The 23,818-nt window shown below is 63.2% G+C and carries 26 protein-coding genes; 9 read left to right on the forward strand and 17 right to left on the reverse strand.

Annotated elements, in window-relative coordinates; all coding sequences use genetic code 11:
• Positions 1-39: 39 nt before the first annotated feature.
• On the forward strand, positions 40-1,431 hold the full coding sequence (locus tag QTL96_RS15985) for an amidase (RefSeq protein WP_289728381.1): 1,392 nt from the start codon (positions 40-42) through the stop codon (positions 1,429-1,431).
• On the opposite strand, the gene QTL96_RS15990 is transcribed toward QTL96_RS15985, so the two are convergent.
• The 3 genes from QTL96_RS15990 to QTL96_RS16000 form a co-directional block, all read right to left on the reverse strand.
• A complete protein-coding gene (locus QTL96_RS15990) occupies positions 1,424-2,281 on the reverse strand; it encodes an NlpC/P60 family protein (protein WP_289728382.1) in 858 nt (285 codons plus the stop codon). The two genes, QTL96_RS15985 and QTL96_RS15990, sit on opposite strands and share 8 nt — an antisense overlap.
• A 16-nt stretch (positions 2,282-2,297) precedes the next feature.
• Complete coding sequence (locus QTL96_RS15995; protein ID WP_289728383.1) at positions 2,298-2,642, reverse strand: MarR family winged helix-turn-helix transcriptional regulator; 345 nt, start codon at positions 2,640-2,642, stop codon at positions 2,298-2,300.
• A 120-nt stretch (positions 2,643-2,762) separates the two neighbouring features.
• Positions 2,763-4,151, reverse strand: coding sequence for a M17 family metallopeptidase (locus tag QTL96_RS16000; protein WP_289728384.1), 1,389 nt, complete (start codon positions 4,149-4,151; stop codon positions 2,763-2,765).
• Between the two features lie 143 nt (positions 4,152-4,294).
• Between QTL96_RS16000 and QTL96_RS16005 the strand changes: the two genes are divergently transcribed.
• A complete protein-coding gene (locus tag QTL96_RS16005; RefSeq protein WP_289728385.1) occupies positions 4,295-5,125 on the forward strand; it encodes a tetratricopeptide repeat protein in 831 nt (276 codons plus the stop codon).
• A 5-nt stretch (positions 5,126-5,130) separates the two neighbouring features.
• Here the strand turns inward: QTL96_RS16005 and QTL96_RS16010 are convergent, their stop codons facing one another.
• The 10 genes from QTL96_RS16010 to QTL96_RS16055 all read right to left on the reverse strand — a co-directional run bounded on the left by QTL96_RS16010 (position 5,131) and on the right by QTL96_RS16055 (position 14,652).
• Entirely contained in the window at positions 5,131-5,763 is a 633-nt protein-coding gene (locus QTL96_RS16010) for a LysE family translocator (RefSeq protein ID WP_289728386.1), read from the reverse strand.
• A 95-nt stretch (positions 5,764-5,858) separates the two neighbouring features.
• Positions 5,859-6,845 (reverse strand): type II secretion system F family protein, encoded by a 987-nt coding sequence (locus QTL96_RS16015; RefSeq protein WP_113197220.1) that lies wholly within the window; start codon positions 6,843-6,845, stop codon positions 5,859-5,861.
• Positions 6,846-6,858: 13 nt separating this feature from the next.
• On the reverse strand, positions 6,859-7,866 hold the full coding sequence (locus QTL96_RS16020; RefSeq protein WP_113009722.1) for a type II secretion system F family protein: 1,008 nt from the start codon (positions 7,864-7,866) through the stop codon (positions 6,859-6,861).
• Positions 7,867-7,870: 4 nt separating this feature from the next.
• On the reverse strand, positions 7,871-9,343 hold the full coding sequence (locus QTL96_RS16025) for a CpaF family protein (RefSeq protein ID WP_289728387.1): 1,473 nt from the start codon (positions 9,341-9,343) through the stop codon (positions 7,871-7,873).
• A gap of 22 nt (positions 9,344-9,365) precedes the next feature.
• Entirely contained in the window at positions 9,366-10,643 is a 1,278-nt protein-coding gene (locus QTL96_RS16030) for a CpaE family protein (protein ID WP_289728388.1), read from the reverse strand.
• Between the two features lie 17 nt (positions 10,644-10,660).
• Positions 10,661-11,395, reverse strand: coding sequence for a CpaD family pilus assembly protein (locus tag QTL96_RS16035; protein WP_289728389.1), 735 nt, complete (start codon positions 11,393-11,395; stop codon positions 10,661-10,663).
• 17 nt (positions 11,396-11,412) lie between these two features.
• Entirely contained in the window at positions 11,413-12,918 is a 1,506-nt protein-coding gene (locus QTL96_RS16040) for a type II and III secretion system protein family protein (protein WP_289728390.1), read from the reverse strand.
• A gap of 11 nt (positions 12,919-12,929) precedes the next feature.
• The gene (gene cpaB / locus QTL96_RS16045; RefSeq protein WP_289728391.1) at positions 12,930-13,742 is read right to left on the reverse strand and encodes a Flp pilus assembly protein CpaB; all 813 of its coding nucleotides are present in this window, start codon (positions 13,740-13,742) and stop codon (positions 12,930-12,932) included.
• 110 nt (positions 13,743-13,852) lie between these two features.
• Positions 13,853-14,365 (reverse strand): prepilin peptidase, encoded by a 513-nt coding sequence (locus QTL96_RS16050; protein ID WP_289728392.1) that lies wholly within the window; start codon positions 14,363-14,365, stop codon positions 13,853-13,855.
• A 107-nt stretch (positions 14,366-14,472) separates the two neighbouring features.
• Positions 14,473-14,652: a Flp family type IVb pilin gene (locus QTL96_RS16055; protein ID WP_289728393.1), complete on the reverse strand. Its 180-nt coding sequence runs from the start codon at positions 14,650-14,652 to the stop codon at positions 14,473-14,475.
• A gap of 401 nt (positions 14,653-15,053) precedes the next feature.
• Here QTL96_RS16055 and QTL96_RS16060 point away from each other — a divergent pair, with 401 nt between their 5' ends.
• The 7 genes from QTL96_RS16060 (at position 15,054) to QTL96_RS16090 (ending at position 20,542) form a co-directional block, all read left to right on the forward strand.
• Entirely contained in the window at positions 15,054-15,491 is a 438-nt protein-coding gene (locus tag QTL96_RS16060) for a pilus assembly protein N-terminal domain-containing protein (RefSeq protein ID WP_289728394.1), read from the forward strand.
• Between the two features lie 104 nt (positions 15,492-15,595).
• Entirely contained in the window at positions 15,596-16,213 is a 618-nt protein-coding gene (locus QTL96_RS16065; protein ID WP_289728395.1) for a TadE/TadG family type IV pilus assembly protein, read from the forward strand.
• Positions 16,213-16,791, forward strand: a complete 579-nt coding sequence (locus QTL96_RS16070; RefSeq protein ID WP_289728396.1) for a TadE/TadG family type IV pilus assembly protein — start codon at positions 16,213-16,215, stop codon at positions 16,789-16,791. Before QTL96_RS16065 ends, QTL96_RS16070 begins: the two co-directional genes overlap by 1 nt.
• Before the next feature lie 107 nt (positions 16,792-16,898).
• On the forward strand, positions 16,899-18,119 hold the full coding sequence (locus QTL96_RS16075) for a phosphopentomutase (protein WP_289728397.1): 1,221 nt from the start codon (positions 16,899-16,901) through the stop codon (positions 18,117-18,119).
• Entirely contained in the window at positions 18,116-19,084 is a 969-nt protein-coding gene (locus QTL96_RS16080) for an adenosine deaminase (protein ID WP_289728398.1), read from the forward strand. The genes QTL96_RS16075 and QTL96_RS16080 overlap by 4 nt, the downstream gene beginning before the upstream one ends.
• Positions 19,085-19,217: 133 nt before the next feature.
• Positions 19,218-19,847, forward strand: a complete 630-nt coding sequence (upp, locus tag QTL96_RS16085; RefSeq protein ID WP_047506686.1) for a uracil phosphoribosyltransferase — start codon at positions 19,218-19,220, stop codon at positions 19,845-19,847.
• 161 nt (positions 19,848-20,008) lie between these two features.
• Positions 20,009-20,542, forward strand: a complete 534-nt coding sequence (locus QTL96_RS16090; RefSeq protein WP_289728399.1) for a TIGR02281 family clan AA aspartic protease — start codon at positions 20,009-20,011, stop codon at positions 20,540-20,542.
• On the opposite strand, the gene deoA is transcribed toward QTL96_RS16090, so the two are convergent.
• The 4 genes from deoA to QTL96_RS16110 are packed head-to-tail and all read right to left on the reverse strand — an operon-like array spanning position 20,543 to position 23,817.
• Positions 20,543-21,850 carry a thymidine phosphorylase gene (gene deoA, locus QTL96_RS16095; RefSeq protein ID WP_289728400.1) on the reverse strand — a complete coding sequence of 436 codons (1,308 nt, stop codon included), beginning with the start codon at positions 21,848-21,850 and terminating at the stop codon, positions 20,543-20,545.
• Between the two features lies 1 nt (position 21,851).
• Entirely contained in the window at positions 21,852-22,628 is a 777-nt protein-coding gene (gene deoC, locus QTL96_RS16100) for a deoxyribose-phosphate aldolase (RefSeq protein ID WP_289728401.1), read from the reverse strand.
• Positions 22,625-23,431 carry a purine-nucleoside phosphorylase gene (locus QTL96_RS16105; RefSeq protein WP_289728402.1) on the reverse strand — a complete coding sequence of 269 codons (807 nt, stop codon included), beginning with the start codon at positions 23,429-23,431 and terminating at the stop codon, positions 22,625-22,627. Before QTL96_RS16105 ends, deoC begins: the two co-directional genes overlap by 4 nt.
• Positions 23,431-23,817: a cytidine deaminase gene (locus QTL96_RS16110; protein ID WP_037188430.1), complete on the reverse strand. Its 387-nt coding sequence runs from the start codon at positions 23,815-23,817 to the stop codon at positions 23,431-23,433. The genes QTL96_RS16105 and QTL96_RS16110 overlap by 1 nt, the downstream gene beginning before the upstream one ends.
• Position 23,818 lies beyond the last annotated feature (1 nt).

Here is a 23,818-nt window from a genome sequence, read left to right on the forward strand (position 1 = left end):
AGTCGCTGATTTGAAGATGTCCTTTTGAAAGACCGCGCCATGACCGAGATCGACCTGAGCATCCGAGACCTGAAGCGGCATTTTGCGGCGAAGAGCCTATCTCCGCTGGAATACTGGCTGGCGCTGGAGCCGCATATCGCCGCCTGGGAGCCGCATATCGCCGCGCTCTATCTCTACGATCCCGACGCCGCCCGAGCCCAGGCCAAGGCCTCCACCGAACGCTGGACGAAGGGCGAAACGCTGGGCCCGCTCGATGGCATCCCGGTCACGCTGAAGGAGCTGATATCAACCAAAGGCCAGCCCGTCCCGCTCGGCACCCGGGCCATGGAGCTGACGCCGGCGCTCGACGACGCCCCCATCGCCGCCCGCATGCGCGAGGATGGTGCCATCATCTTCGCCAAGACTACGTGCCCCGACTACGGCATGCTCTCCTCCGGCCTGTCGAGCTTCCACCCGCTCAGCCGCAACCCGTGGGATATCAGCCAGAACCCCGGCGGTTCCAGCGCCGGCGCCTCGGCGGCGGCCGCCGCCGGCTATGGTCCGCTCCACATCGGCACCGATATCGGCGGCTCCGTGCGGCTCCCGGCCGGCTGGACCGGCATCTTCGGCTTCAAGCCCAGCCACGGCCGCATCCCGGTCGATCCCTATTATGTCGGCCGCTGCGCCGGGCCGATGACGCGCACCGTCGATGATGCGGCGCTCGCCATGGCAACGCTGTCGCGGACGGACTGGCGCGACGGCACCAGCCTGCCGCCGAACGATATCGACTGGACCGATCTCGACATCGACCTCTCAGGCATGCGCATCGGCCTCATGCTCGACGCCGGCTGCGGCCTTGATGCAGAGGACGAGGTGAAGGCGGCCGTCGTTGCGGCTGCGAAACAGTTCGAGCGCGCGGGTGCCGTCATCGTGCCGGTCGGCCCGGTGCTGTCGCGGGCGATGCTGGATGGTCTCGACAATTTCTGGCGCGCCCGCTTCTGGGGCGATATCGAGGGGTTGAGCGAGGAGCGCCGCGAGAGCATCCTTCCCTATATCTACGGCTGGGCCAAGGGTGGGGCCGATGTCAGCGGCGTAGCCGCCGTCAAGGGCTTCAACCAGACGATCGAGATGCGCAAGGCCTGCGGCGCGCTGTTCGAGACGGTCGACGCCGTGCTGTCGCCGACCAATCCCATCGTCTCCTATCCGGCCGAATGGGCCTCGCCGACCAACGATCCGGCCCGGCCCTTCGAGCACATCGCCTTCACCGTTCCCTGGAACATGTCGGAGCAACCGGCCTCGTCGATCAACTGCGGCTTTTCCCGATCCGGCATGCCGATCGGCCTGCAGATCGTCGGCCCCCGCTTCGACGACATGCGCGTTCTGAGGCTGTCTAAAGCGTTCGAGACCTGGTCCGGCGGCGTCACCGCATGGCCGAAGCCGCCGGTCAGTTGATCGGGCGACGATAGCCGTTCGGCTGCTCGTAGAGCCAGCCGATGCGCTGGACGGCCTCTTCGAAATTCTCGCGTACCACCGTCATGGTATGGCCGGTCGCATGCAGGATCGTTTCCGCATCCTCCATGATCGCCACATGCCCCTTCCAGAACACCAGGTCGCCGCGTCGCAGTTCCTCGCGGGTGATGGGTGTGCCAAGCGCCGAGGCCTGCATGTCCGTGTCGCGCGGCGCGGCGCGGCCGGTCATCAGCATGGAAAGCTGCACCAGCCCTGAGCAGTCGATCCCGAGCCCCGAGCGGCCGCCCCAGAGATAGGGTGTCTCGACAAAGCGGGCGGCGATGTCGACATAGTCCTCGCCGTCAAGCGCGCCGATCGGCTGCACATGCTTGGCAAAAATGGCAGTGCCGTCTTCCAGCGTCACATAGTGGTTGCCGCGCGCCTCCGCGGTGTCGGCGACCGCCACGCGGCTGCCCATCGAAAGAATGTCGTTATAGGGTTTGCGCAGTTCCGGCTCGCGATAGAGAAAGGTCCGCTGAACGGTGACGATATGGCTCGGCACGGGCGCCGTCTCGCTCACCGCGCTCTCTGGCAGGTAGCCGACGTAATTGTCCGATCGCGCCTTGATCCAGCACCATCCGTCGGCGCGGTCGAGCACGGTCACGTCCTCGCCGAATAAGAGCTCGGTGTCGATACCGACGGTCGCGTCGGGTCGCGGCCGCAGCCCCACGACCGGCACTGCGATGCGCGCCGGCGTCCCGTCGGTAAAGCGCTGCGCCGCCACCTGTCCTTCCAGCCCGCGCTCGGCGAGGTCGTCCCTGAAGGCGTGCAGGCGGCGGTCGAGCGTGGTCATGGTCTTGTCCTCAAAGTCACAGTCGGCGCCCGTGCTCGCGCACGCGGTCGCCCAGTTTTTCCAGGTAAAGCGCGCCGCCCACGGTGCGCTTGATCAGCACGTTGCGCCGGTCGCTGTCATCGCGCACCCGGTCCACCAGCCCCATGTCGCCCATCGTATCGAGTGCCCGGGTGATGACCGGCTTGGTGACATTGAGCTCGGCGGCCAGTCCGCGCACGGTATGCGGCGGCGGCACGAGATAGATATGCAGCAGGATCGCCATCTGGCGCAATGTCAAATCGCGGTCGTCGTGGCGAACCTGGTCGAGCGAGACGCCATGCCAGAGCCCGAGCGCCTGCGATGCGGTCAATTCGATCGGCACGGCCCCTCCCGCATTCGTTACGCCTGCGTTCCATTTTCCGGCACGTATCCGCACAACGCAATGGGGCGGCAAATCTGCCGCCCCACAGGGTGAATAAAATTTTAACGATCGCGATGCGGTTTAACGAACGCTCTCGCGGATGTGGTGGTAAAGCGCCCGGATTGCCTGCGCCTCGCCGCCGCCGGGCGAATGCGGACGCTCCGAAGGCGCCCAGCCGTAAATGTCGAAATGCGCCCAGCTCTTGGCATGGCTGACGAAGCGCTTGAGGAAAAGCGCGGCCGTGATCGCGCCCGCCATGCCGCCTGCCGGCGCATTGGTGATGTCGGCGAACTTGGCGCGGATGTCCTTTTCGTAGCCGGCATAAAGCGGCAGCCGCCAGAGCGGATCGTCGGTCTCTATGCTCGATTCCATCAGGTCGCGCGCGAGATCCGTATCGTCGGTGAAGAAGGGCGGCAGGTCGGGCCCGAGCGCCACGCGCGCAGCCCCCGTCAGCGTCGCCATGTCGATCATAAGGTCCGGCTCTTCCTCGTCGGCATAGGCCAGCGCGTCGGCGAGGATCAGGCGGCCCTCGGCGTCGGTGTTGTCGATCTGCACCGTCAGGCCCTTGCGGCTCTTGTAGATGTCGCCGGGGCGGAAGGCATTCGAAGAGATCGAGTTCTCGACCACCGGGATGACGACGCGCAGATCAACCTTCAGCTTGGCATCCATGATCATCAGCGCCAGACCCATGACGTTGGCTGCCCCACCCATGTCCTTCTTCATCAGAAGCATCGAGGAGGCGGGCTTGATGTCGAGACCGCCGGTGTCGAAGCACACCCCCTTGCCGACGAGCGTGATCTTGCGATGGCCCTTCTTGCCCCAGCGCAGCTCCATCAGGCGCGGCGCGTCGGCGCTGGCGCGGCCGACTGTGTGCACGAGAGGGAAATTATGCCGGAGGTCGTCGCCCGAGATCACCGAGATCTCCGCCTTGTAGTGCGCCGCAAGCCCGCGGAACGCCGCTTCCAGCTCGTTCGGGCCCATGTCGTTGGTGGGGGTGTTGATCAGATCGCGGGCGAGGAACACGCCGGCCAGCTGCCGCCTGATATCGGCGGCATCGGCATCGCGCGGGATCATCAGCGTACCCGCCGGCTGCTTTTCGGATTTGTAGCGGTCGAACCGGTAGCTCCCAAGGCCGAAGCCGAGCGCCAGCCGGTTGGCCGTCAGCGGCGCCGTCTCGATGTGCCAGTCGCCTGCCGGCAGCGCGCGCGCCAGCTTGCCGGTGATATAGGGCTGTTCGGAAGGATTGGTGCCGAGGCCGAACAACGCGCCGCCGAGATGGCCTTCCGAAGTGGGGATCAGCAGCAGCGAGCCGCTCTCGGCCTTGTAGCCTGCCTTCTTCGCCCAATCGAGCGCGATCGGATCGATCGTCCCGGTTTCGATATGCGCCGGCGTGACGGCGAAGATCGGCAGGGTCTGGCCGCCCTTGCTGTTGAAGGGGGTCGGTCTCTCGATGAACTGGAACGGGGGCATTGTTTATCCTTCGGGGGCGTCCGGAATCATATTTTAACGTTCCGTTAGGGTTAACAGACTATTGCTTGAGCGTAGATTGCGTCAAAGCCTTTCCCTGTTCCGCTTTTAGGTCAGGCGCCGATTTCTGATTTCAGGAAACCGCGATGGCTGCTTTGGTCGACACTTATTCGAAAACCCGTCTTCTCCAGTGCGCGGCAACCGCGATGCTGGCGCTGATGCTGGCCGGTTGCAACACCACCAAGGACAAGATGACGACGGGCTCCATCCCGATCGCGCTGAACAAGCCGGTCGAGACGATGAACGATCAGGAAGTGCGTTCCGCCACCGATCGCGTCGGCCAGGCCTATGACAAGAACCCGCGCGATCCCGTCAACGGGGTCAACTACGCCAATCTCCTGCGCATGCAGGGCAGGGACGCCCAGGCGCTCGCCGTCATGCAGCAGGTTGCGATCGCCAATCCGCAGGATCGCAACGTGCTTGCCGCTTATGGCAAGGCGCAGGCCGCCGCCGGCCAGCTGCAGCAAGCGCTCGACACCATCGGCCGCGCACAGACGGCCGACCGTCCCGACTGGAAGCTCGTCTCCGCGCAGGGCGCCATTCTCGATCAGCTCGGCCGTTCGAGCGAGGCGCGCCAGCGCTATCGCGATGCGCTCGATCTGCAGCCGGGCGAACCGTCGATCCTGTCCAACCTCGGCATGTCCTACGTGCTGACGCGTGATCTCCGGACCGCCGAAACCTATCTGCGCCAGGCAGCAAGCCAGCCGACTGCCGATAGCCGCGTGCGCCAGAATCTCGCGCTCGTCGTCGGCCTGCAGGGCCGCTTCCCGGAAGCTGAAAAGATCGCCCGCGGCGAACTCTCGCCGCAGCAGGCCGATGCCAACGTCGCCTATCTCCGCTCGATGATGTCGCAGCAGAATTCCTGGCAGAAGCTCGCCGCCAAGGATGTCGGCACGGATACAGCCAGCGCCAACTGACCAGTCTAACGGCCGCTCAGGCCTGACACGACAAGCTGTAACCCCAGCCCGGCCATCACGGCGCCAGCCGCGCGGTCGATCCACTTCTTCGCGGCGAGATAGATCCGGCGTGGGTGCCGGGCCGAGAAAGCCAGCGCCACGATCGTGTACCAGCCGGCCTCGACGGCAAAGACGCCGAGCGGGATTGCCACGAACAATTCCAGCGGAATGGTCTTCGGCAAGAGAGCCGCGAAAATGCTGGCATAGACGACGATCGTCTTCGGATTGCTGACCTGTGTCAGGAACGCCGTCATGAAGCTGCGGCCGACGGCACGGTTGGCGGCGGTCGTCTCGCCGATCTCAAGCGGCTCGCCGGCGCCGCGCCAGATCCTGTAGGCGATATAGGCGAGATAGAGCCCGCCCATGGTCTTCAGCGCCAGATAGAGCCAGCCGAATTGCGAGAGCAGTGCCGTCAGCCCCGCCAGCGCCAGGATGCTGAACAACACGCCGCCCAGACCCATGCCGATAGCCGCCGCAAGCCCGTCGACACGCGAGCGCGACACGGCGATCCTGGAGACGAGAACGAAGCTTGGCCCGGGGCTCATCGCGCCGATCGAGAGTGTTGCGATGATGCTGAGAAAGACGCTGAGCGACGACATGGCGATGGTCCGTGGGTGGGGTTGCGTGATCGAATGTCACACGGCCCCGCGCGGCGGTCCATCCTAAAAATCGGCTGTGCCGACGGTAGAGCCGCTTAGAACCGGTCGGCGACCTGGATGCCGGCCGGTCCGAGAATGACGGCGACCAGAACCGGCAGGAAAAACAGGATCATCGGCACGGTGAGCTTCGGTGGCAGCGCGGCCGCCTTTTTCTCCGCCTCGTTCATGCGCTCGTCGCGACCTTCCTGGGCAAGAACGCGCAGCGCCTGCGAGACCGGCGTACCGTAGCGATCGGCCTGCATCAGCGCCTGCACCACAGACTGCACGATCGGGATCTGCGTGCGCGTGCCGAGGTTTTCGAGCGCCACGCGGCGATCCGGCAGGAAGGAGAGCTCGGCCGTCGTCAGAACCATTTCTTCGGCGAGCGGCGGAGAGGCCTCGCCGAGCTCTTCCGAGACGCGGCGCATCGCGGCTTCGATCGAAATACCGGATTCCACGCAGATCAGCATCAGGTCCAGCGCGTCCGGCCAGGCGCGTTTGATCGAATGCTGCCGCTTTTTCATCTTGTTGGAGATGAAGATATTGGGCGCGTAGAAGCCGAGATAGGCAAAGCAGAGCGTTGCGAGAAAGCGGATCGGCGTCGGCTTGTCGACGAGGTGGTCGAGGCCGAACACCCAAAAGATCGCCAGTGCGAAAAAGCAGAAGGGCAGGAGGAAGCGCGCGACCAGAAACATGTTGAGCGCGTTTTCCGAGCGATAGCCGGCCGCGCGCAGCTTGTTCATGGTGTTCTCGTCGACCAGCGCCTCGCGCAGGTTGAAGCGTTCGACGATCTGGCGAACCGAGCGGTTGTTCTGCGTGCGCAGCGACGCCTTGCTGCCGGTCGATTCCGCGTTCATCCGCGCGCGTTCGCGGGCGCGCATCTGCTCGCGCTCCGTCGAGACAGCCTTCATGCGCTGGTTGAGATCGCCGCGCTCGAAGAAGGGGATGGCGAGCGTGTAGAGCGTCGCGAACACTGCGAGCGCCACAAGCACCGCGATCAGCATCGAAGGGTCTGTCAGGGAACTCGCAAGATCGGACGACATCGCATTGCCTCGGTTAGATATCGAAATTGACCATGTTGCGCATGACGAAGATGCCGATCGACATCCATACCGCCGAAGCGCCCATGATCAGGTGGCCACGCGGGTCGGTGAACAGCACCATCATGTATTGCGGCGAGGTCATGTAGACGAGCGTCGCGACGATGAACGGCAGCGCGCCGATGATGACGGCGGACGCCTTTGCTTCCATCGAAAGCGCCTTGACCTTGGCCTTCATCTTCTTGCGTTCGCGCAGCACCTTGGAGAGGTTGCCGATCGCTTCCGAAAGGTTGCCGCCGGCCTGCGATTGAATGGCGATGACGATCGCAAAGAAGCTCACCTCCTGCAGCGGCATGTGGTTGACCATGCGCGTACAGGCATCGGGCACGCTGAGGCCGACCTGCTGGGATTCGACCACGCGCCGGAACTCGCCCTTGACCGGCTCCTTGCCCTCGTTGGCGATCAGCCGGATCGAGTCGTTCAGCGGCAGGCCCGATTTGATCGAGCGCACGATGACATCGAGCGCGTTGGGGAATTCGTCGAGGAACTTGTTCTGGCGACGCTTGATCAGGAAGCCGAGGATCCAGCGCGGCAGCCCGAGCCCGGCCACAACAGGCACCCCGAGCACCACCATGGTAGGGGCGCCGGCCAGAAACGCGACGGACATCAGCACAAAGCCGAAAATGGCGCTGAACATGTAGAAACGGCCGGGCGTGATCGAGAGGCCGGCCTGCGTCAGTCGCGATTTCAGCGTCAGTTTCTTCTTGGCGTTTTCCTGCTGCCGCTTCTCGAGATCCTTCAGGTTGTCCTGCATCGACTTGCGACGCTTCGACATTTCCTGGACGCGGTCGCGTGCGGCCTTGACGTTCTGCTTGTCGAGTTCGGCCGATGCCACCCGGCTAACGCGGCTTGCCGCCTTCTTCTCGGTTTCCATCCGCGAAAAGAGCAGGCCGTAACACACCGCGCCGGCCGAAATGGCGACGAGCAGCACGATACCCAGCACGATCGGATCGAAACCGAACATAATCTTAATCCTTCGACTTCTCTTCCATTTCGTCGAGCGCCGCGGCAAGCCGCTTCTCTTCGTTGTAGTAGCGGGCGCGGTCCCAGAAATTCGGCTTGCCGATACCGGTCGATTTATGTCGGCCGATGATCTTCCCGGCCGCGTCTTCGCCCTCGATCTCGTAGCGCATCAGATCCTGGGTGATGATCACGTCGCCTTCCATGCCCATCACTTCGGTGATGTGCGTGATGCGGCGCGAGCCGTCGCGAAGGCGCGCGGCCTGCACGACGATGTCGATCGAGCCGGAAATGATTTCTCGCACCGTCTTCGCCGGCAGGCTGAAGCCGCCCATGGCGATCATCGATTCGATACGGCTCAGGCATTCGCGCGGCGAGTTGGAGTGGATCGTGCCCATCGAGCCGTCGTGGCCGGTGTTCATCGCCTGCAGGAGGTCGAAGACCTCGGGTCCGCGCACTTCGCCAACGATGATGCGTTCGGGGCGCATACGCAGGCAGTTCTTGACGAGATCGCGCATGGTGATCTCGCCTTCGCCTTCGATGTTCGGCGGGCGGGTTTCCAGACGCACCACATGCGGCTGCTGCAGCTGCAGTTCGGCCGTGTCTTCGCAGGTGATGACGCGCTCGTCGCGGTCGATATAGTTGGTGAGGCAGTTCAAAAGTGTCGTCTTGCCCGAGCCGGTACCGCCGGAGATGACGATGTTGCAGCGGACACGGCCGATGATCTGCAGCAGCGTCGCGCCCTCGGGCGTGATCGCCCCGAAGCGCACCAGCTGGTCGAGCGTCAGCTTGTCCTTCTTGAACTTACGAATTGTGAGCGCCGGCCCGTCGATGGCGAGCGGCGGCGCGATGACGTTCACGCGTGAGCCGTCGGGAAGACGGGCGTCGCAGATCGGGCTGGATTCATCGACGCGGCGGCCGACCTGGCTGACGATGCGCTGGCAGATCGAGAGCAGCTGCGCGTTGTCGCGGAAGCGCACTTCCGATTCCAGCGTCTTGCCGCCCACTTCGATGAAGGTCTTGCCGGAGCCGTTGACCATGATGTCGGCGATGTCGTCGCGCGCCAGAAGCGGCTCCAGCGGACCGTAGCCGAGAACGTCGTTGCAGATGTCGTCGAGCAGCTCTTCCTGCTCGGAAATCGACATCGCAAAGTTCTTGATGGTGATGATATCGTTGACGATATCGCGAATTTCCTCGCGCGCGCTCTCGCCGTCGAGCTTGGCGAGCTGCGACAGGTCGATCGTGTCGATCAGTGCCGAGAAAACCTGTGCCTTGGTGTCGTAATATTCGTCGGTGCGGGCAGGGCGCTTGCGCTGCGGCGTCTGCATCGGCGGCGGCGCCACCTGCTGGCGTGCCTGCTCGCGCTGCGGCTCGACGAAGACGGCCGGCGCCGTCGACGAGGAAGGCGCAGCAACAGGCGGCGGTGGCGCGATCGTGCCGCCCGCCTTGCCAGATCCTTCGTTTCCGCGTTTTCCGAACATGCCTTATTCCACTCCTGGTGGGCTACTTGCGTTTCAGGAGGCCGAGAAGACTGCTCTTCTTCGCCTTCTTGACGGCGATGCGCCCGGTAACGATGTGCGACAGCTGCGAGAAGGTCTCGGCCGTCGGCGATTTCGGGTCCATCTCCGAGATCATCCGGCCGCTATTGGCGGCCGTTCCGAACAGGTTGCTGTCGAACGGGATGATGGCGACGGGCTCGCATTCCAGCGGCTCACAGAAATCCGATGGGCTGATCTCCGGACGCTTCGGCATGCCCACCTGGTTGAGAACGAGGTGCGGCGCCTTGTCGTTCGGCCGCATCTTGCGCAGAGCGTCGATCAGGTTCTTCGTGTTGCGCAGGTTGGCGAGATCGGGAGACGCGCAGATCACCACTTCATCGGCGGCTGATAGCACCGAGCGCGTCCATTCGGACCAGGCGTGCGGCACGTCGAGAACGGTCACCGGCGCGCTGCGCTGCAGCACGTCCATGACCGGCTGGAAGGCGTGTCCGTCGAAATCATAGGCGCGGTCGAGAAGCGATGGCGCCGCAAGCAGAGAGAGGTTCTCCGAGCACTTCGTCAGCAGGCGGTCGAGGAACATCTCGTCCAGGCGCTCCGGCGCATAGACCGCTTCGGCAATCCCCTGCGTCGGGTCCTGGTCGAAATCGATATTGGCGGTTCCGTAGGGCAGGTCGAGATCGGCGAGGATGGTTTCGGTCGAAAACAGCCGCGAAATACCAAAGGCGCAATTATGCGCGATGGTGGAGGAACCGACGCCACCCTTGGCGCCGATGAAGGCGATGCTGCGCCCGAGCGGTTCGGCATCGGGGTCGACGAAGATCGTCGCCATCGCCGTCATGATGTCGGGCATCGCCACCGGCTGCACGATGTATTCGGAAATGCCGTTGCGGATCAGGTCGCGATAGAGCGCGATGTCATTGTGGTAGCCGACGATGATGACCTTGGTCGACGGGTCGCAGACGGCGGCAAGCGGTGCCAGCTCGTTGAGCAGGCCGGCGCTGCTGGCGCGTGTCTCGAGAATGATCAGGTTCGGTGTCGGCGCGCTCGCGAACATGTTGGCCGCGGCCGCGATGCCGCCGCTGGTGATGCGCAGGCTGACCTTCGACAGGCGGCGATCGTTACCGCAGCGCTCCATCACCCGCTGCAGCTCCTCGCTTTCGCAGAAGGCATGGACCGATATGCGCGGCAGCGGGCGCATGTTTTCCAGCTCGCCCATGCGCATGGCGTCTTCGGCCTGCTGAAGGTCCGCAGTGTTCGTGATGTCGTATTCAACCGTGCTCATCGTCAATCCTAGTCTGATCAGAAGCTGCCGGCGGCGTTGCCACCGACTTCTTCGATCGTGGATGTGCGTTCGCGATATTCCTTGATGGCGGCGTTGCGGCGCGTTGCATCGATCGGCGTCATGCCACGCGGCGCGACGAGATCTTCGGGGTTGGCGATCTGTGCCGCGAGGTTGTTCTGCGTCGCGCAGCCGAAATTGTAGTAATTCTGGTTGCTGAAGTCGTTGATCATGTCCTTCGGCCACTGGCCGCACTGCGAGGTCATCGCCGTGGTGCCGACAAAGGTGAGGCGGATCGGCGCCGCATCCTTGGCATCGAGCGTCACGTAGGAGCTGTTGACGATCTTCGAGCTCGCGATGCCGCGTGCGGAGAGTTCGGCGCGCACCTGGCCGCGCAGCTGGCGTGCGGCGTTGGAGTTCGGCGATCCCTCTGGCGTCAAGAGGTAGACCGGGCCGGTGGCGCGCGAACCGTAGTTCTGCGCGAAGCCACGGATCACGTCGCGCTGCGCGGTGTTGAGCCGACGATCGGTCGAGGCAACCGGAATATCCACCGACTGCTCGGCTTCCGTCACCACGATCGGATGGCGCTGGCGGTAATCATCCGGAATGCCGCCAGTCGTCAGGTCGTCGCGCGAAGCGCAGCCCGAAAGCAGGGCGGCTGCGATCGTGGCGGCCGCGATAAGCGGTGTCGAAAAGCCGCGGTTACGGGCGCTGGTCTTGATCTTGGCCATCGGCGTGTCTCTGTGTTGTGCCATTGCTGATCCCGCTTCGCTCATTTGTAGATGAACCCGATTGAACCGTGGAACTGGGCGTCTGCGACCGGCGCCTTGCCGCCATAGACCTTGTTGACGCGGTTCATGAAGAATGCCGCGCCGTCGTTCTCCGGGCTGAAATTGTCGTCGGGCCGGTTCAGCTGATTGCGAGCGACCGGACGCACGAGATAGGGCGTTGCGATGATGACAAGCTCGGTCTCGTCACGCTCGACCGTGCGCTGGCGAAACAGCGTGCCAAGCAGCGGGATCTTGTTGGCGCCTGGCGTTCCGTTCGATGTCTGTGCGACGTTGTCGCGGATGAGGCCCGCCAGCGCGATCGAGCCGCCGGAGGGAAGTTCGACGGAGGTCTCGGCAGAACGGCGCTGGTAGGTCGGCTGCGAACCGCTGACCGAAGGTGCCGGTTCCGACACGTTGGTCTTGATCTCCAGGCTGATGCGGCCCGAGGACAGGACGACAGGCTTGAAGGCCAGGTTGATACCGTAATTGTAGGGCACGACGGTCACGTTGCCGTCGTTGTCGGTCGTCGAATAGAGCACCTGGCCGCCGGAATTGAACGTCGCGGCCTGGCCGGAAATAGCCGTCAGCGTCGGCTCGGCAAGCGTCTTGACAACCTTTGCCTGCTCCAGCGCGCTCAAATAGGTCGAGATGTCGTATTTGCCGATCGAGCTCTTGAACAGGGCAGCCAGACCGCCACCCAGCGTCGCGGTTGCGGCGCTGGAATTGGGCGCGCCAAGCTGAGCGACGCTGAGGCCACCGGAATTGGAGACCAGATTGTCGAAGCCGATCTGCTTCAGGATTTCTCGGCGAACTTCGGCGATGGTCACTTTCAGCGTGACCTGGTCCTCACCTTCGATCTGCAACAGGTTGATCACCTGCGACTGCTGGCGGTTTTCCGCGAAAAGCGCCACCGAGCCGTCACCGCCACCCTGGCTGCTGGCCGTTTCCGTGCGCGTCGTCGCCTCACCACCCTTGAGGAAGACGCCGGCCAGATCAGCCGCCTGCGCGGCATCCTGCGGCGTGCGAACGGTACCCGTCAGCACGATGTTGTCGGAGACGATCTCGACGTTGATGTTGGAATCGGGAATGAAGCGGCGCAGGTTGTTCTGCAACCCGCTGACGTCGCGTTCAATCGCGATGTCGAGGCTGACGATCTGCTGACCATCGGCGCCGAAGATGAAGATGTTGGTCTGCCCGACCGTCTTGCCGAACAGGTAGATGCGCCGCGAGGAGCGCGTCACCGCGTCGGCCATGCTCGGATCGGAAACGAGAATGTCGTGCGCATCGACGGGAAGGTCGATGACGATAGCCTTTTTCAGGCCGAGCTTGAGGGCGCGATGAGCGCCCGGGCCCGTCTGGGTGATGTTGACCATGCCGTCGGCGGCAGCCTCAGCCGCGCTGACGCCGATGATGGGATCTAGGAAGGTGGGTGCGATGCCGGTAAAGCCGACCGTCAGCGACAGGCAGCCTGCCATCAGATGTTTCATGTGCCGTGTTGAGTTGCCCATGTCCGTTTCCTCTACTCGGCTTTCGAAGGCGCGCTGTCTGTGACGATGGCGCCTGACTTGATGACCTGAACGATGGAGCTGCCGTTGTCGCCGCTGAGCAGGTAATCGGCGGCCTTGGTGTCCGGCTCGCGGGCATCGGCAACCGAGCGCAGCGCTAGCGACAGGCGGTCGGCCATCTGTTGCGCGACCGCCAGAACCTTGGTCTGGTCAGGTGTCAGCTCCAGCGTCGCGGTCGTGCCGACCACGGCCTTGGAGCCGTCATCCTTTTCCTGAACCTGCTGGTCGATCGCGAGCACGCGAACGTTGTTGAGCACGGTCTCGGTCAGATACTTGTCGCCGCTCTTTTCCTTGCGCACCATGATGAGGTCGACACGGTCGTTCGGCAGGATGAAGCCGCCGGCGCCTGTTGCGACCGAGATTTCGGTGGCGACCGCGCGCTTGCCCGAAGGCAGCAGCGACGACATGATGCGACTGTTGGAATCGGCGATCTTTTCGGCCCGGATCGGCTCGCCCTCGAAGATCGGCATGCGCACCACGGCGCCCTGCAGGTCCTTGATTGCGTCGGGCTTGTCGGTTTCGGTGATGAAGCCCTGAACGACCCCGCCTGTCGGCCATGCCATCCAGTGCGTAGACTTGTCGTCGAGGCGCGCGCCGACGGGCAGATTGGCGCCCGATACCAGCACGTTGACGGTCGGTTCCTTCTCGACCACCTGCTGCACCTGGGTCACGACCGATCCGCGGCCGGCAAGGCTCATCGCCAGAACGCCGGCCAGACCGGCGGCGACGACGGCCACTCCAAGGATCAATATGCGGGCGGGTTTCATCAGGCGTTCCCCAAGGAATCGAAATATTCGTTCCGGAGAATTGGCTCCAATTGGTGTAATTATAGTTAACGAAAGACTTCGATCTTAGGTTAACGAGCGCTTAAGCGCCTTTATTTCAGGCTCTGCAGCGCGGTCATGAACAACGGCGAGGACGGAAATGCCAGAAAACCGCCGATCGCGATGGCGATACCGTAAGGGATCTTCTTGGCCATAAGGATCGAGTTCGGAACCGGAAGGCCGATCGCGAGAATGGTGTCTGCCTGCGTGCGGATCATCATGATGACCAACGTCAGGAGACCGCCAATAATACCGACATAGCCGAGAAACTCGACGATAGCAGGGTTAAGGCCGAACCAGAGTGCCGTGGCCGTCAGAAGCTTGGCGTCGCCGCCACCCATGGTGTTGGTTGCGAACAAAACGAAGCAGACGACAAACACGGCAAGCGCGCCAGCGGCATGATTGCCGATCGCGGCAAGCGGCATGCCTGTCAAAAGCGCGATGACGAAGAAAGACGCGATGAGGATGATGGAGATCCTGTTCGGGATCGTCATCGTGAACAGATCGGAAAATGCCGCGATTGCGAGGCACAGCGGGAATATCACAAAGACGGAAGCTGCGATCATTCTGCTATCGATCCTTAAGACAAAAGGCCCACCGCGTGTTCGCGTGAGCCTATGTTTAGCGCCAGACCCGTTAAGGTCTGGCGTATATCGTGTCGCCGAAGGCGATATCAGGTCGGCGTCTTGGAAGCGATCGTGTTCGACAGGCCGTTGAACATGAGGTTCAGTTTGCTGCCGAGTGCGGTCGCGCCGGTGATGAGCGCTACGGAAATGAGCGCTGCGATCAGGCCGTATTCAATTGCGGTCGCGCCGGATTCGTCTTTCAGAAAACGGCTTACAAGCTTGGTCATGATAACTCCTAACTCCAGTTGATGTTCAGCACGTCCGCCAACTGTTTGCCGTTGATCGGATGAGCACAACCTAACGTACCGCTCTTTCGATCGGCTTAAAAAAATGGGTTACCAATGTGTAAAGAAGAAGCAGTCGGCGGCTATGGTAAGTAACTGCCTCAGTAGATCTGTAGAAATTTAAATATCATGTCGAAGTTACTGCTGCATAAGGGGTTTCTGATGGGGCGGGGTGCGATGCCGTTACCTCATCCGCCATCGTGAGAGCCGTCTGTCTCATTACGCTACTGCTCCTGGCGCGTTAACGTCTCATTATGAACGGGCCGGTTGCGATATTAAGGTTTCATGCACCATTTTTTTCTATGCTCGCGGTAAGTTAGCGTCGTGATTGTGAGAGAATCCAGATGTCATCGAGCGGCATAAGGCTAGTCCTTGCCAGTGTACTTGCCGCCGCCGCGGCTTGCACAACTGTCTGCGCCCCGGCCTTCGCCCAACAGCAGCAGATGCTCAGGGTCTATATGGACCAGGCGCGCGTATTGAAGCTCGATCGTCCCGTCAGCAAGGTTATCGTCGGCAATGCCAAGGTGGCGGATGCGACGGTTGCCGACGCAAAGACTATCGTGCTCACAGGCCGCAGCTTCGGCAGCACCAATCTCGTCCTGCTCGATGCCGACGGCAACGCCATCCTTGATCAGAGCATTCTCGTATCGATCGACGAAGCAAACACGGTGCGCGTGTTCCGCCAGACGGAGCGCACGGTTTTGTCCTGCACGCCGAACTGCGAACAGCACAGCGACACGACGGCCGCCGCGGGTGCAGCCGCCGGCGCGACAGGCCCATAATCGAAGCCCTTTTACTTGTTGTTAAATTTCTGAACCGGCTTGAAACGGAAAATCAACGTTCGGCACCTAAAAATGCATGATCGAAGCTGTGTCGGATACAGGCCATGACGGAATTGGATCAAACAGCGGAACGGACGGATCGGCGCCAATGCAGGCGACGGTGGTCCATTGCCGCTTTCAGGCGCTCGCGTGATGGGGCCGCCGCGATCGAGTTCGCGCTTCTTGCCATTCCTTACTTCATGGTCGTTTTCGCGATCATCGAGACCTTCATCGCCTTTGCCGGTGAGGAGCTCGTGTCAAACGCCGTCGATACGCTCGGCCGCAAGATCCGCACAGGCCAGATTACCGCCACCAACACCGACCGCACCGCCTTTCGCACTGCCTTCTGCAAGGAAATCTCGATCCTGATCACCTGCTCGGCGACGGAGGCGGCAACGCCGAGCAAGCTGTTCGTCGATGTCCAGAAGTTCGCGACCTTCGCGGCCATCCCGACGACCATCCCGAAAAAGTCGACCGCCAACTTTTCTGATCTCGACACCTCGGCGCTGCAATACGCGCCTGGCGGCGCCGGCACCATCAACATGGTCCGGGCCTATTACAAGTGGCAGGTTATCGGCGACCTCATCCGCCCCTACATTTCCAACGTCCGGCCATCCGACGGCTCCTCGGCTTACTTCCTGATTGTCGCGACCGCCGCGTTCCAGAATGAGCAATACCCGTGATGAGGATCCGCAGCGCAATCGCCAGGCTGAAGACCCTGTCCCACCGCTTTGCCGGTGACCGCGACGGCATGGGCGCGATCGAATTCGCCATCCTCTTTCCGATCCTCGTCATGCTTTATGTCGGCGCCTTCGAGATCACCATCGGGCTGAGCGTCAGCAAGCGCGCCTCGCGCGCAGCCGCCACCGTCGCGGATGTCGTCACCCAGCAGCAGACGGTGACGAAATCCTGGCTCGCGGACATGCCCAATGCCGCAGCCGCGATCTTCGTGCCCTACAATGCCGGAACCACGCTGAGCCTGAAAATAACGGGCATCCAGATCGACGCCGCCGCCAACCCGACCGTCAAGTGGTCCTGGGCGCAGGACAATAGCCGTCCCTACGCGGTCAATGCCGCCGTGACCGTGCCGACCGATCTCAAGAAGGCCAACAGCTTTCTCGTCCGCTCGGAACTCTCCATTCCCTACAAGCTGTTCCTCTTCGCGCCCAATCTCATGCCGAACAACAGCACCATCACCATCAGTCGCACCTATTATTACCGGCAGCGGCAGGGCGACAACGTTCTGTGCAGCGACTGCTGAGCAGCACGGGCCGCGCCCCCCTTTTGCCATCCTCCCGTCTCCGTTATAAGGCTTGTGACCCTGCGGCCGGCATTCCGGCGCGCCAGCTTTTCAGTGTCGGGTGAAACATGCCGCGTGCCTTTCTATTCGTGATGGATTCCTTCGGTATCGGTGGCGCGCCCGATGCGGCCGCCTATGGCGACGAGGGGGCGGATACGCTCGGCCATATCGCCGAATTCTGCGCCGCCGGCTTGGGCGACCGCGAGGGTTTGCGGTCGGGACCGCTGAAGCTGCCGAACCTGTCGGCGCTCGGCCTCCTGCATCTCGCAAAGGCCGCATCCGGCAAGATCCCCGTGGGCATGCCGATGGCCGAGAAGGTCTATGCCAGCTTCGGCTCGGCCAACGAGGTCTCGCGCGGCAAGGATACGCCATCGGGCCACTGGGAAATCGCCGGCACGCCCGTCAATTTCGATTGGGGCTATTTCCCCGCCGAGGGCGATGCCTTCGCACCCGAATTCGTCGAAGCTCTGTGCCGCGCCGCCGAAGTGCCCGGCATCCTCGGCAATTGCCACGCGTCCGGCACCGACATCATTGCCCGCTACGGCGAGGAACACATCCGCACCGGCAAGCCGATCTGCTACACCTCGTCGGACTCCGTCTTCCAGGTCGCCGCACACGAGAAGCATTTCGGTCTCGAGCGGCTGATGACCTTCTGCGCCATCGCCCGTGCCCTTCTCGACCGCGAAAACATCGGCCGCGTCATCGCCCGCCCCTTCGTCGGCGAGACCAGGGCCACGTTCGAGCGTACCGGCAATCGCCGCGATTTCTCCGTGCCGCCGCCGGAGCCGACGCTGCTCGACAGATTGGTGAAGGAAGGCCGCACCGTCCATGCCGTCGGCAAGGTCGGCGATATCTTCGCCCACCAGGGCGTCTCACGGGTCGTCAAGGCCAACGGCAACGCGGCGCTGATGGATGCGACGCTGGACGCCATGGATGTCGCCGAGGATGGCGATCTCGTCTTTACCAATTTCGTCGATTTCGACATGCTCTACGGCCACCGTCGCGACGTGCCGGGCTATGCCGCGGCCCTTGAGGCCTTCGACGCGCGCCTGTCGGAAGTCGGCGGCAAGCTGAAGCCCGGCGATCTCGTCATCATTACCGCTGACCACGGTTGCGACCCGACCTGGCGCGGCACCGATCACACCCGCGAGCGGGTTCCCATCATCGCCTACGGCCCCGGCCATCGCCCGCGCAATCTCGGCATCCGTTCGAGCTACGCCGATATCGGCGAGACCATCGCCCAGCATCTGCGCATCCCCGCCGGCCCGCACGGGAGGAGTTTTCTGTGACGTCACATCTGAAGAAGGTCGAGCTGCACTGTCATCTGGAGGGTGCCGCCCCGCCGGCGCTCACTTTGGCGCAGGCCCGCAAGTACAACATCGACATCAGCGCCTATCTGAAGGACGGCGCCTATGTCTGGCATGATTTCGCAAGCTTCCTCGAGTGTTACGACAAGATCTCCGAGGTCTACAAGACCGACGAGGACTATGCGTTGCTCACCGAAACCTATCTGGCTGAACTCGCCGCGATCGGCACGATCTACAGCGAGCTCATCGTCTCGCCCGATCACGGCAAGCGCATCGGCCTCGGCGCCGATGCCTATATCGAAGGCGTTTGCGAGGGTATCCGCCGCGCCAAGGCGGCATCAGGTATCGAGGCCCGGCTGATCGTCACCGGCGAGCGCCACTTCGGCCCCGAGAGCGTCGTCGGCGCCGCCGAATATGCCGCAAGCGCCCGTAACCCGCTTATCACCGGCTTCAACCTCGCGGGCGAGGAGCGCATGGGCCGCGTGGCGGATTATGCGCGCGCCTTCGATATCGCCCGCAAGGCCGGTCTCGGCCTCACCATCCACGCCGGCGAAGTCTGCGGCGCCTTCAGCGTCGCCGATGCGCTGGATGCGGTTCGCCCGGCCCGCATCGGCCATGGCGTGCGCGCCATCGAAGACGCCGATCTCGTCAAGCGGCTGGCCGATCTGGGCACCGTGCTGGAGGTCTGCCCGGGTTCGAACATCGCGCTCAAGGTCTTCCCGGATTTCCAGTCGCACCCGCTGCGGGCGTTGAAGAATGAAGGCGTGCGCGTCACCATCAGCTCCGACGATCCGCCCTTCTTCCACACCTCGCTCCAGCGGGAATACGAGCTCGCGTCCTCCGTCTTCGGCTTCAGCGACGCCGAGATCGACGTGATCACCCGCACCGGCATCGAGGCCGCCTTCGTCGACGAGGCCACGCGTAGCGAGCTCCTGGCCAGGCTCTGATCCGTCCCGATCCGGGCCAGATTGGGGATCCCAGATTGGGGATCATAGTGGCAATTTGCCCTCCGCTCTTGCGGCGGAGACAAATTCCGTGGAAGAAACATGCTATAAGAACAGCTAAAGAAAGGGCTCGGCCATGAACGGCGTAACGGTCATCGATCATCCGCTCGTGCAGCACAAACTCACCATCATGCGGCGCAAGGAAACGTCGACGGGCAGCTTCCGCCGCCTGTTGCGCGAAATCTCCACGCTCCTGTGTTACGAGGTGACGCGCGATCTCGAGCTGACGATGGCAACCATCGAAACGCCGATGCAGACGATGGAATCGCCGATCCTCGAAGGCAAGAAGCTGGTCTTCGTGTCGATCCTGCGCGCCGGCAACGGCCTGCTCGAAGGCATGCTGGAGCTCGTTCCCTCCGCCCGCGTCTCGCATATCGGCATGTACCGCGATCACGATACGCTGCAGCCGGTGGAATACTATTTCAAGGCGCCCGAAGCGCTCGACGAGCGCCTGATGATCGTGGTCGATCCGATGCTCGCGACCGGTAACTCCTCGATCGCCGCCATCCACAAGCTGAAGGAACGCGGCGCGACCAACATCCGCTTCCTCTGCTTGCTTGCAGCTCCCGAGGGCATCAAGAACTTCCAGGAAGCTCATCCCGACGTGAAGATCTACACGGCCTCGATCGACAGCCATCTTAACGAGAAGGGCTATATCATGCCCGGTCTCGGCGATGCCGGCGACCGCATGTACGGCACGAAGTAATTAACGAGCCGTTTACCATTTGAAATGTTACATGGGGCCTGGACTATGTTTCCAGGCCTTATCTCCTTCCGCCGTTAGCAACTTTTCAGCAATTGTGGCTTAGCTGCTAAAGATACGGCCGCGCATGATGCACGGTTTATACAGGAAGGATTTCTGTTTCCATGCTCTTGCGTACAGTCATATTCGCAAGCATCGCAGCGGTGCTTGCCACACAGGTTCCTTCCTTCATCGGAAGCACGCCCGCGCGGCCGGAAGGGCCGATCTCCGCCAATTTCGTTTCCGGCGCGGTCGATCCCACCCCCACGACCGCAATCTCAGGCAATGGCACCAGCATGCGCCTGCAGGCCGATCAACAGGGCCACTACACCGGCGATTTCCGCATTAACGGCAAGTCGGTCTCCGGCCTGATCGACACTGGCGCCACCTATGTCGCGCTGAATGAGACCATGGCCCGCCGTCTCGGCTACACCGCCAACCAGCTCGATTTCCGCTATTCGGTCAACACCGCCAACGGCCAGACCAAGGCCGCGCATATCACGCTCGACCGTGTCGAGATCGGCGGCATCCGCGTGCGCGACGTAGAAGCTTTCGTCCTGAAGGACGAGGCGCTGTCCTCTACGCTCGTCGGCATGAGCTTCCTGAAGAAGCTCGCCTCCTACGCGGTGGCCGACGGCTCGCTCAGCATGAAGCAGTAATCAGAAGCGCGATGAAATGACCGGTGGCAGCGCGGGCGCGCTGTCGCCGATCACGTAGTTCGCCTGAAGTGTCGCAGCGGCTATTTCCGACGCATCCTCGCTTGCCGCATGCACGAAGGCGATCGGCTCGCCGCGCTCGACGCGCGTGCCGAGCGGCAGGATATCGCTGAACCCCACCCGATGGTCGATCCTGTCATCCGGATGCCGCCGCCCGCCGCCGAGATCGATCAGGCTCATCCCGATATCCCTGCTGTTGCAGGCCGCAAGCCAGCCGCTTCGCGTGGCCACGACAGGCCGGATGGCTGGAGCAGCCGGCAGATAGCTATCCGGCTTCTCCAGAAGGTCCGACGGCCCGCCCAGCATATGCGCCATGCGCCCGAATATCTCCGCCGCCTTGCCCGATGACAGCGCGTTGGCCCCCCGCGCCTCGCCATCCTCCCGCGAGGATGCGACACCCGACTGGACGAGCATCTCGGCCGCGAAGGCGAGAACCACCGTCTCCAGCCTCGTGCCGCTCTTCTCGCCCGCGAGGAACGCGATCGCGTTGCGGATCTCCAGCGCGTTGCCCACGGCATCCGCCAGCGGCTGGTTCATGTCGGTAATGACGGCCGAGGTCTTCAGCCCGGCACCATTCGCGACCTCGACCAACGACCGCGCCAGCCGCTCGGCCTCGTTGGTGGAGGCCATGAAGGCGCCGTTTCCGACCTTGACGTCGAGCACCAGCGTCTGCAGCCCGGCGGCCAGCTTCTTCGACAGGATCGAGGCGGTGATCAGCGGAATGGAATCGACCGTCGCCGTCACGTCGCGCACCGCGTAGAGCTTGCCGTCGGCGGGCGCCAGTGCCGCCGTCTGGCCTATGATGGCGCAGCCCGCCTCACGCACCACCTTGCGAAACAGCGCGGCGTCGGGCGTAATCGTATAGCCTGGTATGGATTCCAGCTTGTCGAGCGTCCCGCCGGTGTGGCCGAGCCCGCGCCCCGAGATCATCGGCACAGCCAACCCGCAGGCCGCGGCGATCGGCGCCAGCATCAGCGAGACATTGTCGCCGACGCCGCCGGTCGAATGCTTGTCGGCGATCGGCCGGTCGAGTTCGCTCCAGTCGAGCATGTCGCCGGAGCGCGCCATCGCCATGGTCAGCGAAACCGTCTCCTCGCGGCGCATCCCCTTGAACCACACGGCCATGGCAAAGGCGCCGATCTGCCCCTCGGAGAGCTTGCCCGCCGCGAGCGCTGCGATGAACGCCTGGATATCGTCATCGGACAGCACCGCGCCGTCGCGCTTGCGGCGAATGATCTCCTGAGGGATCATCTCAGTAGCTCGCGGCGGTCGCCGGTGCCGATTGCGTGCCGGAAAGAACCGCAAGGATATCGTCGAGTACGCCGGAAGCGCCGAAGCGGAACGTCGAAGGCATCGGCCAGTCGGGCGCCATGATCGTCTCGGCAAGGCTCAGATAGAGCGCTGCATCGGCCACAGAGGCAATGCCGCCCGCCGGCTTGAAGCCGACCTTGCGGCCGCTCTGGCGAATGGCCCGCAGCATGATGTCGGCGGCCTCAAGCGTCGCGTTGACGGACACCTTGCCGGTCGAGGTCTTGATGAAGTCGGCGCCCGCCTCGATCGCCAGTTCGGATGCGCGGCGGATCATCGCCGCATCCTTGATCTCGCCGGTCTCGAGAATGACTTTCAAGAGCACCGCCTCGCCGCATTCGGCGCGCACGGCGGCCACCATGTCGGTAACCGCCCGGCCGCTGCCGGCGATGAACTTGCGATAGGGAATGACGAGATCGATCTCGTCGGCGCCGTCGGCGATCGCCTCGCGCGTCTCCGCCGCCACGTCGGCGACCTCCATATCGCCCGAGGGGAAGTTGACCACGGTTGCGATCTTGATCGGATGGCCGCTGCCGAGGATCGAGCGCGCATGCGACACGAAGCGCGGCCAGATGCAGATCGCCGCGCTATTGCCGTAGGGCGTCTGCGCGCGTGCGCACAAGGCCTCGATCTGCGCTTCCGTGCAGTCGTCCTTGAGGTTGGTGAGATCAAGCAACGACAGCGCCACGGCCGCCGTTTCCTTCAGCGAGTGATTGCTCATGCGTCATTTCCTCCAGCCGCGATCATCTCTTTCAGGATGGCGGCAAGACGGACACCGCCGATGGGCGCCATCTCCTTGGTTTCGTCGTGGCTCAGTTCCGAACCGGTCATTCCGGCCCCATAGTTGGTGATAACGGAAGCAGCCGCAACCCTCATGTCGAGCATTCGCGCGATGATGACTTCAGGCACGGTCGACATGCCAACGGCATCTGCACCGAGAATGCGCGCCATGCGGATCTCCGCCGGCGTCTCGAAGCTCGGGCCCGAGAACCACATGTAGACGCCCTCAGAAAGCGCCGTCCCCGTCTTCTCCGCCGCCCGCCGCATCGCGTCAGCAAGCCCGGTGTCATAGGCATTGGTCATGCCCACGAAGCGGCGGTCGCTCTCCTCGCCGATCAGCGGGTTGATGCCGGAATAGTTGATGTGGTCGGTGATCTGCATCACCGATCCCGGCGCCAGATCCTCGCGCAGCGATCCCGCCGAATTCGTCAGGATCAGCGCCTCGACACCGAGCGCCTTCAAGACCTCGATCGGCCGCCGCATGGCGTTGGCGTCACCCTTTTCGTAGAAATGCACGCGCCCCGACAGCATGATCACAGGCGCGCCGCCAAGCGTGCCGGCAACGACCTCGCCCGCATGGCCGGAAACCGCGCTGACGGGAAAGCCCGGCACATCCTGATAGGGGATACGAACCGCATCCTTGAGCTCCGCCACCAGCGAGCCGAGCCCGGAGCCGAGGATCACGCCGTAGCGCGGCGAAAGCCCGCCGAGACGTGCCTTCAGGAGGTCGAGCGCCGCCTGCATCAGAGTTCGGTCTCGAAGCTGAAGGGAAGCAGCTCGTCCATGGTCATGGTCTTCTGCACGCCGGCTTCGTCGCAAAGATAGATCCTGGTCTCCTTGGAGGCGAATTCAGAGATCTTCTGCCGGCAGCCGCCGCAGGGCGGGCAGAGCGGCAGCTTCTCGGCGATGACAGCCATCTCGACGATCTTCTTCGCCCCGCCCATGATCATGGCGCTGATGGCCGTCGGCTCCGCGCACCAGCCCTGGGGAAACGAGAGGTTCTCGATGTTGGCGCCGGTATAGACCTTGCCGTCCTCGGCGCGAATAGCCGCGCCAACGGGGAATTTGGAATAGGGCGCGTGGGCGAATGCCATGGCGCCGCGGGCGGCTTCGAAGAGGTCGTGGGACATG

Source organism: Rhizobium sp. S163, assembly GCF_030380805.1.
Lineage (GTDB): Bacteria > Pseudomonadota > Alphaproteobacteria > Rhizobiales > Rhizobiaceae > Rhizobium.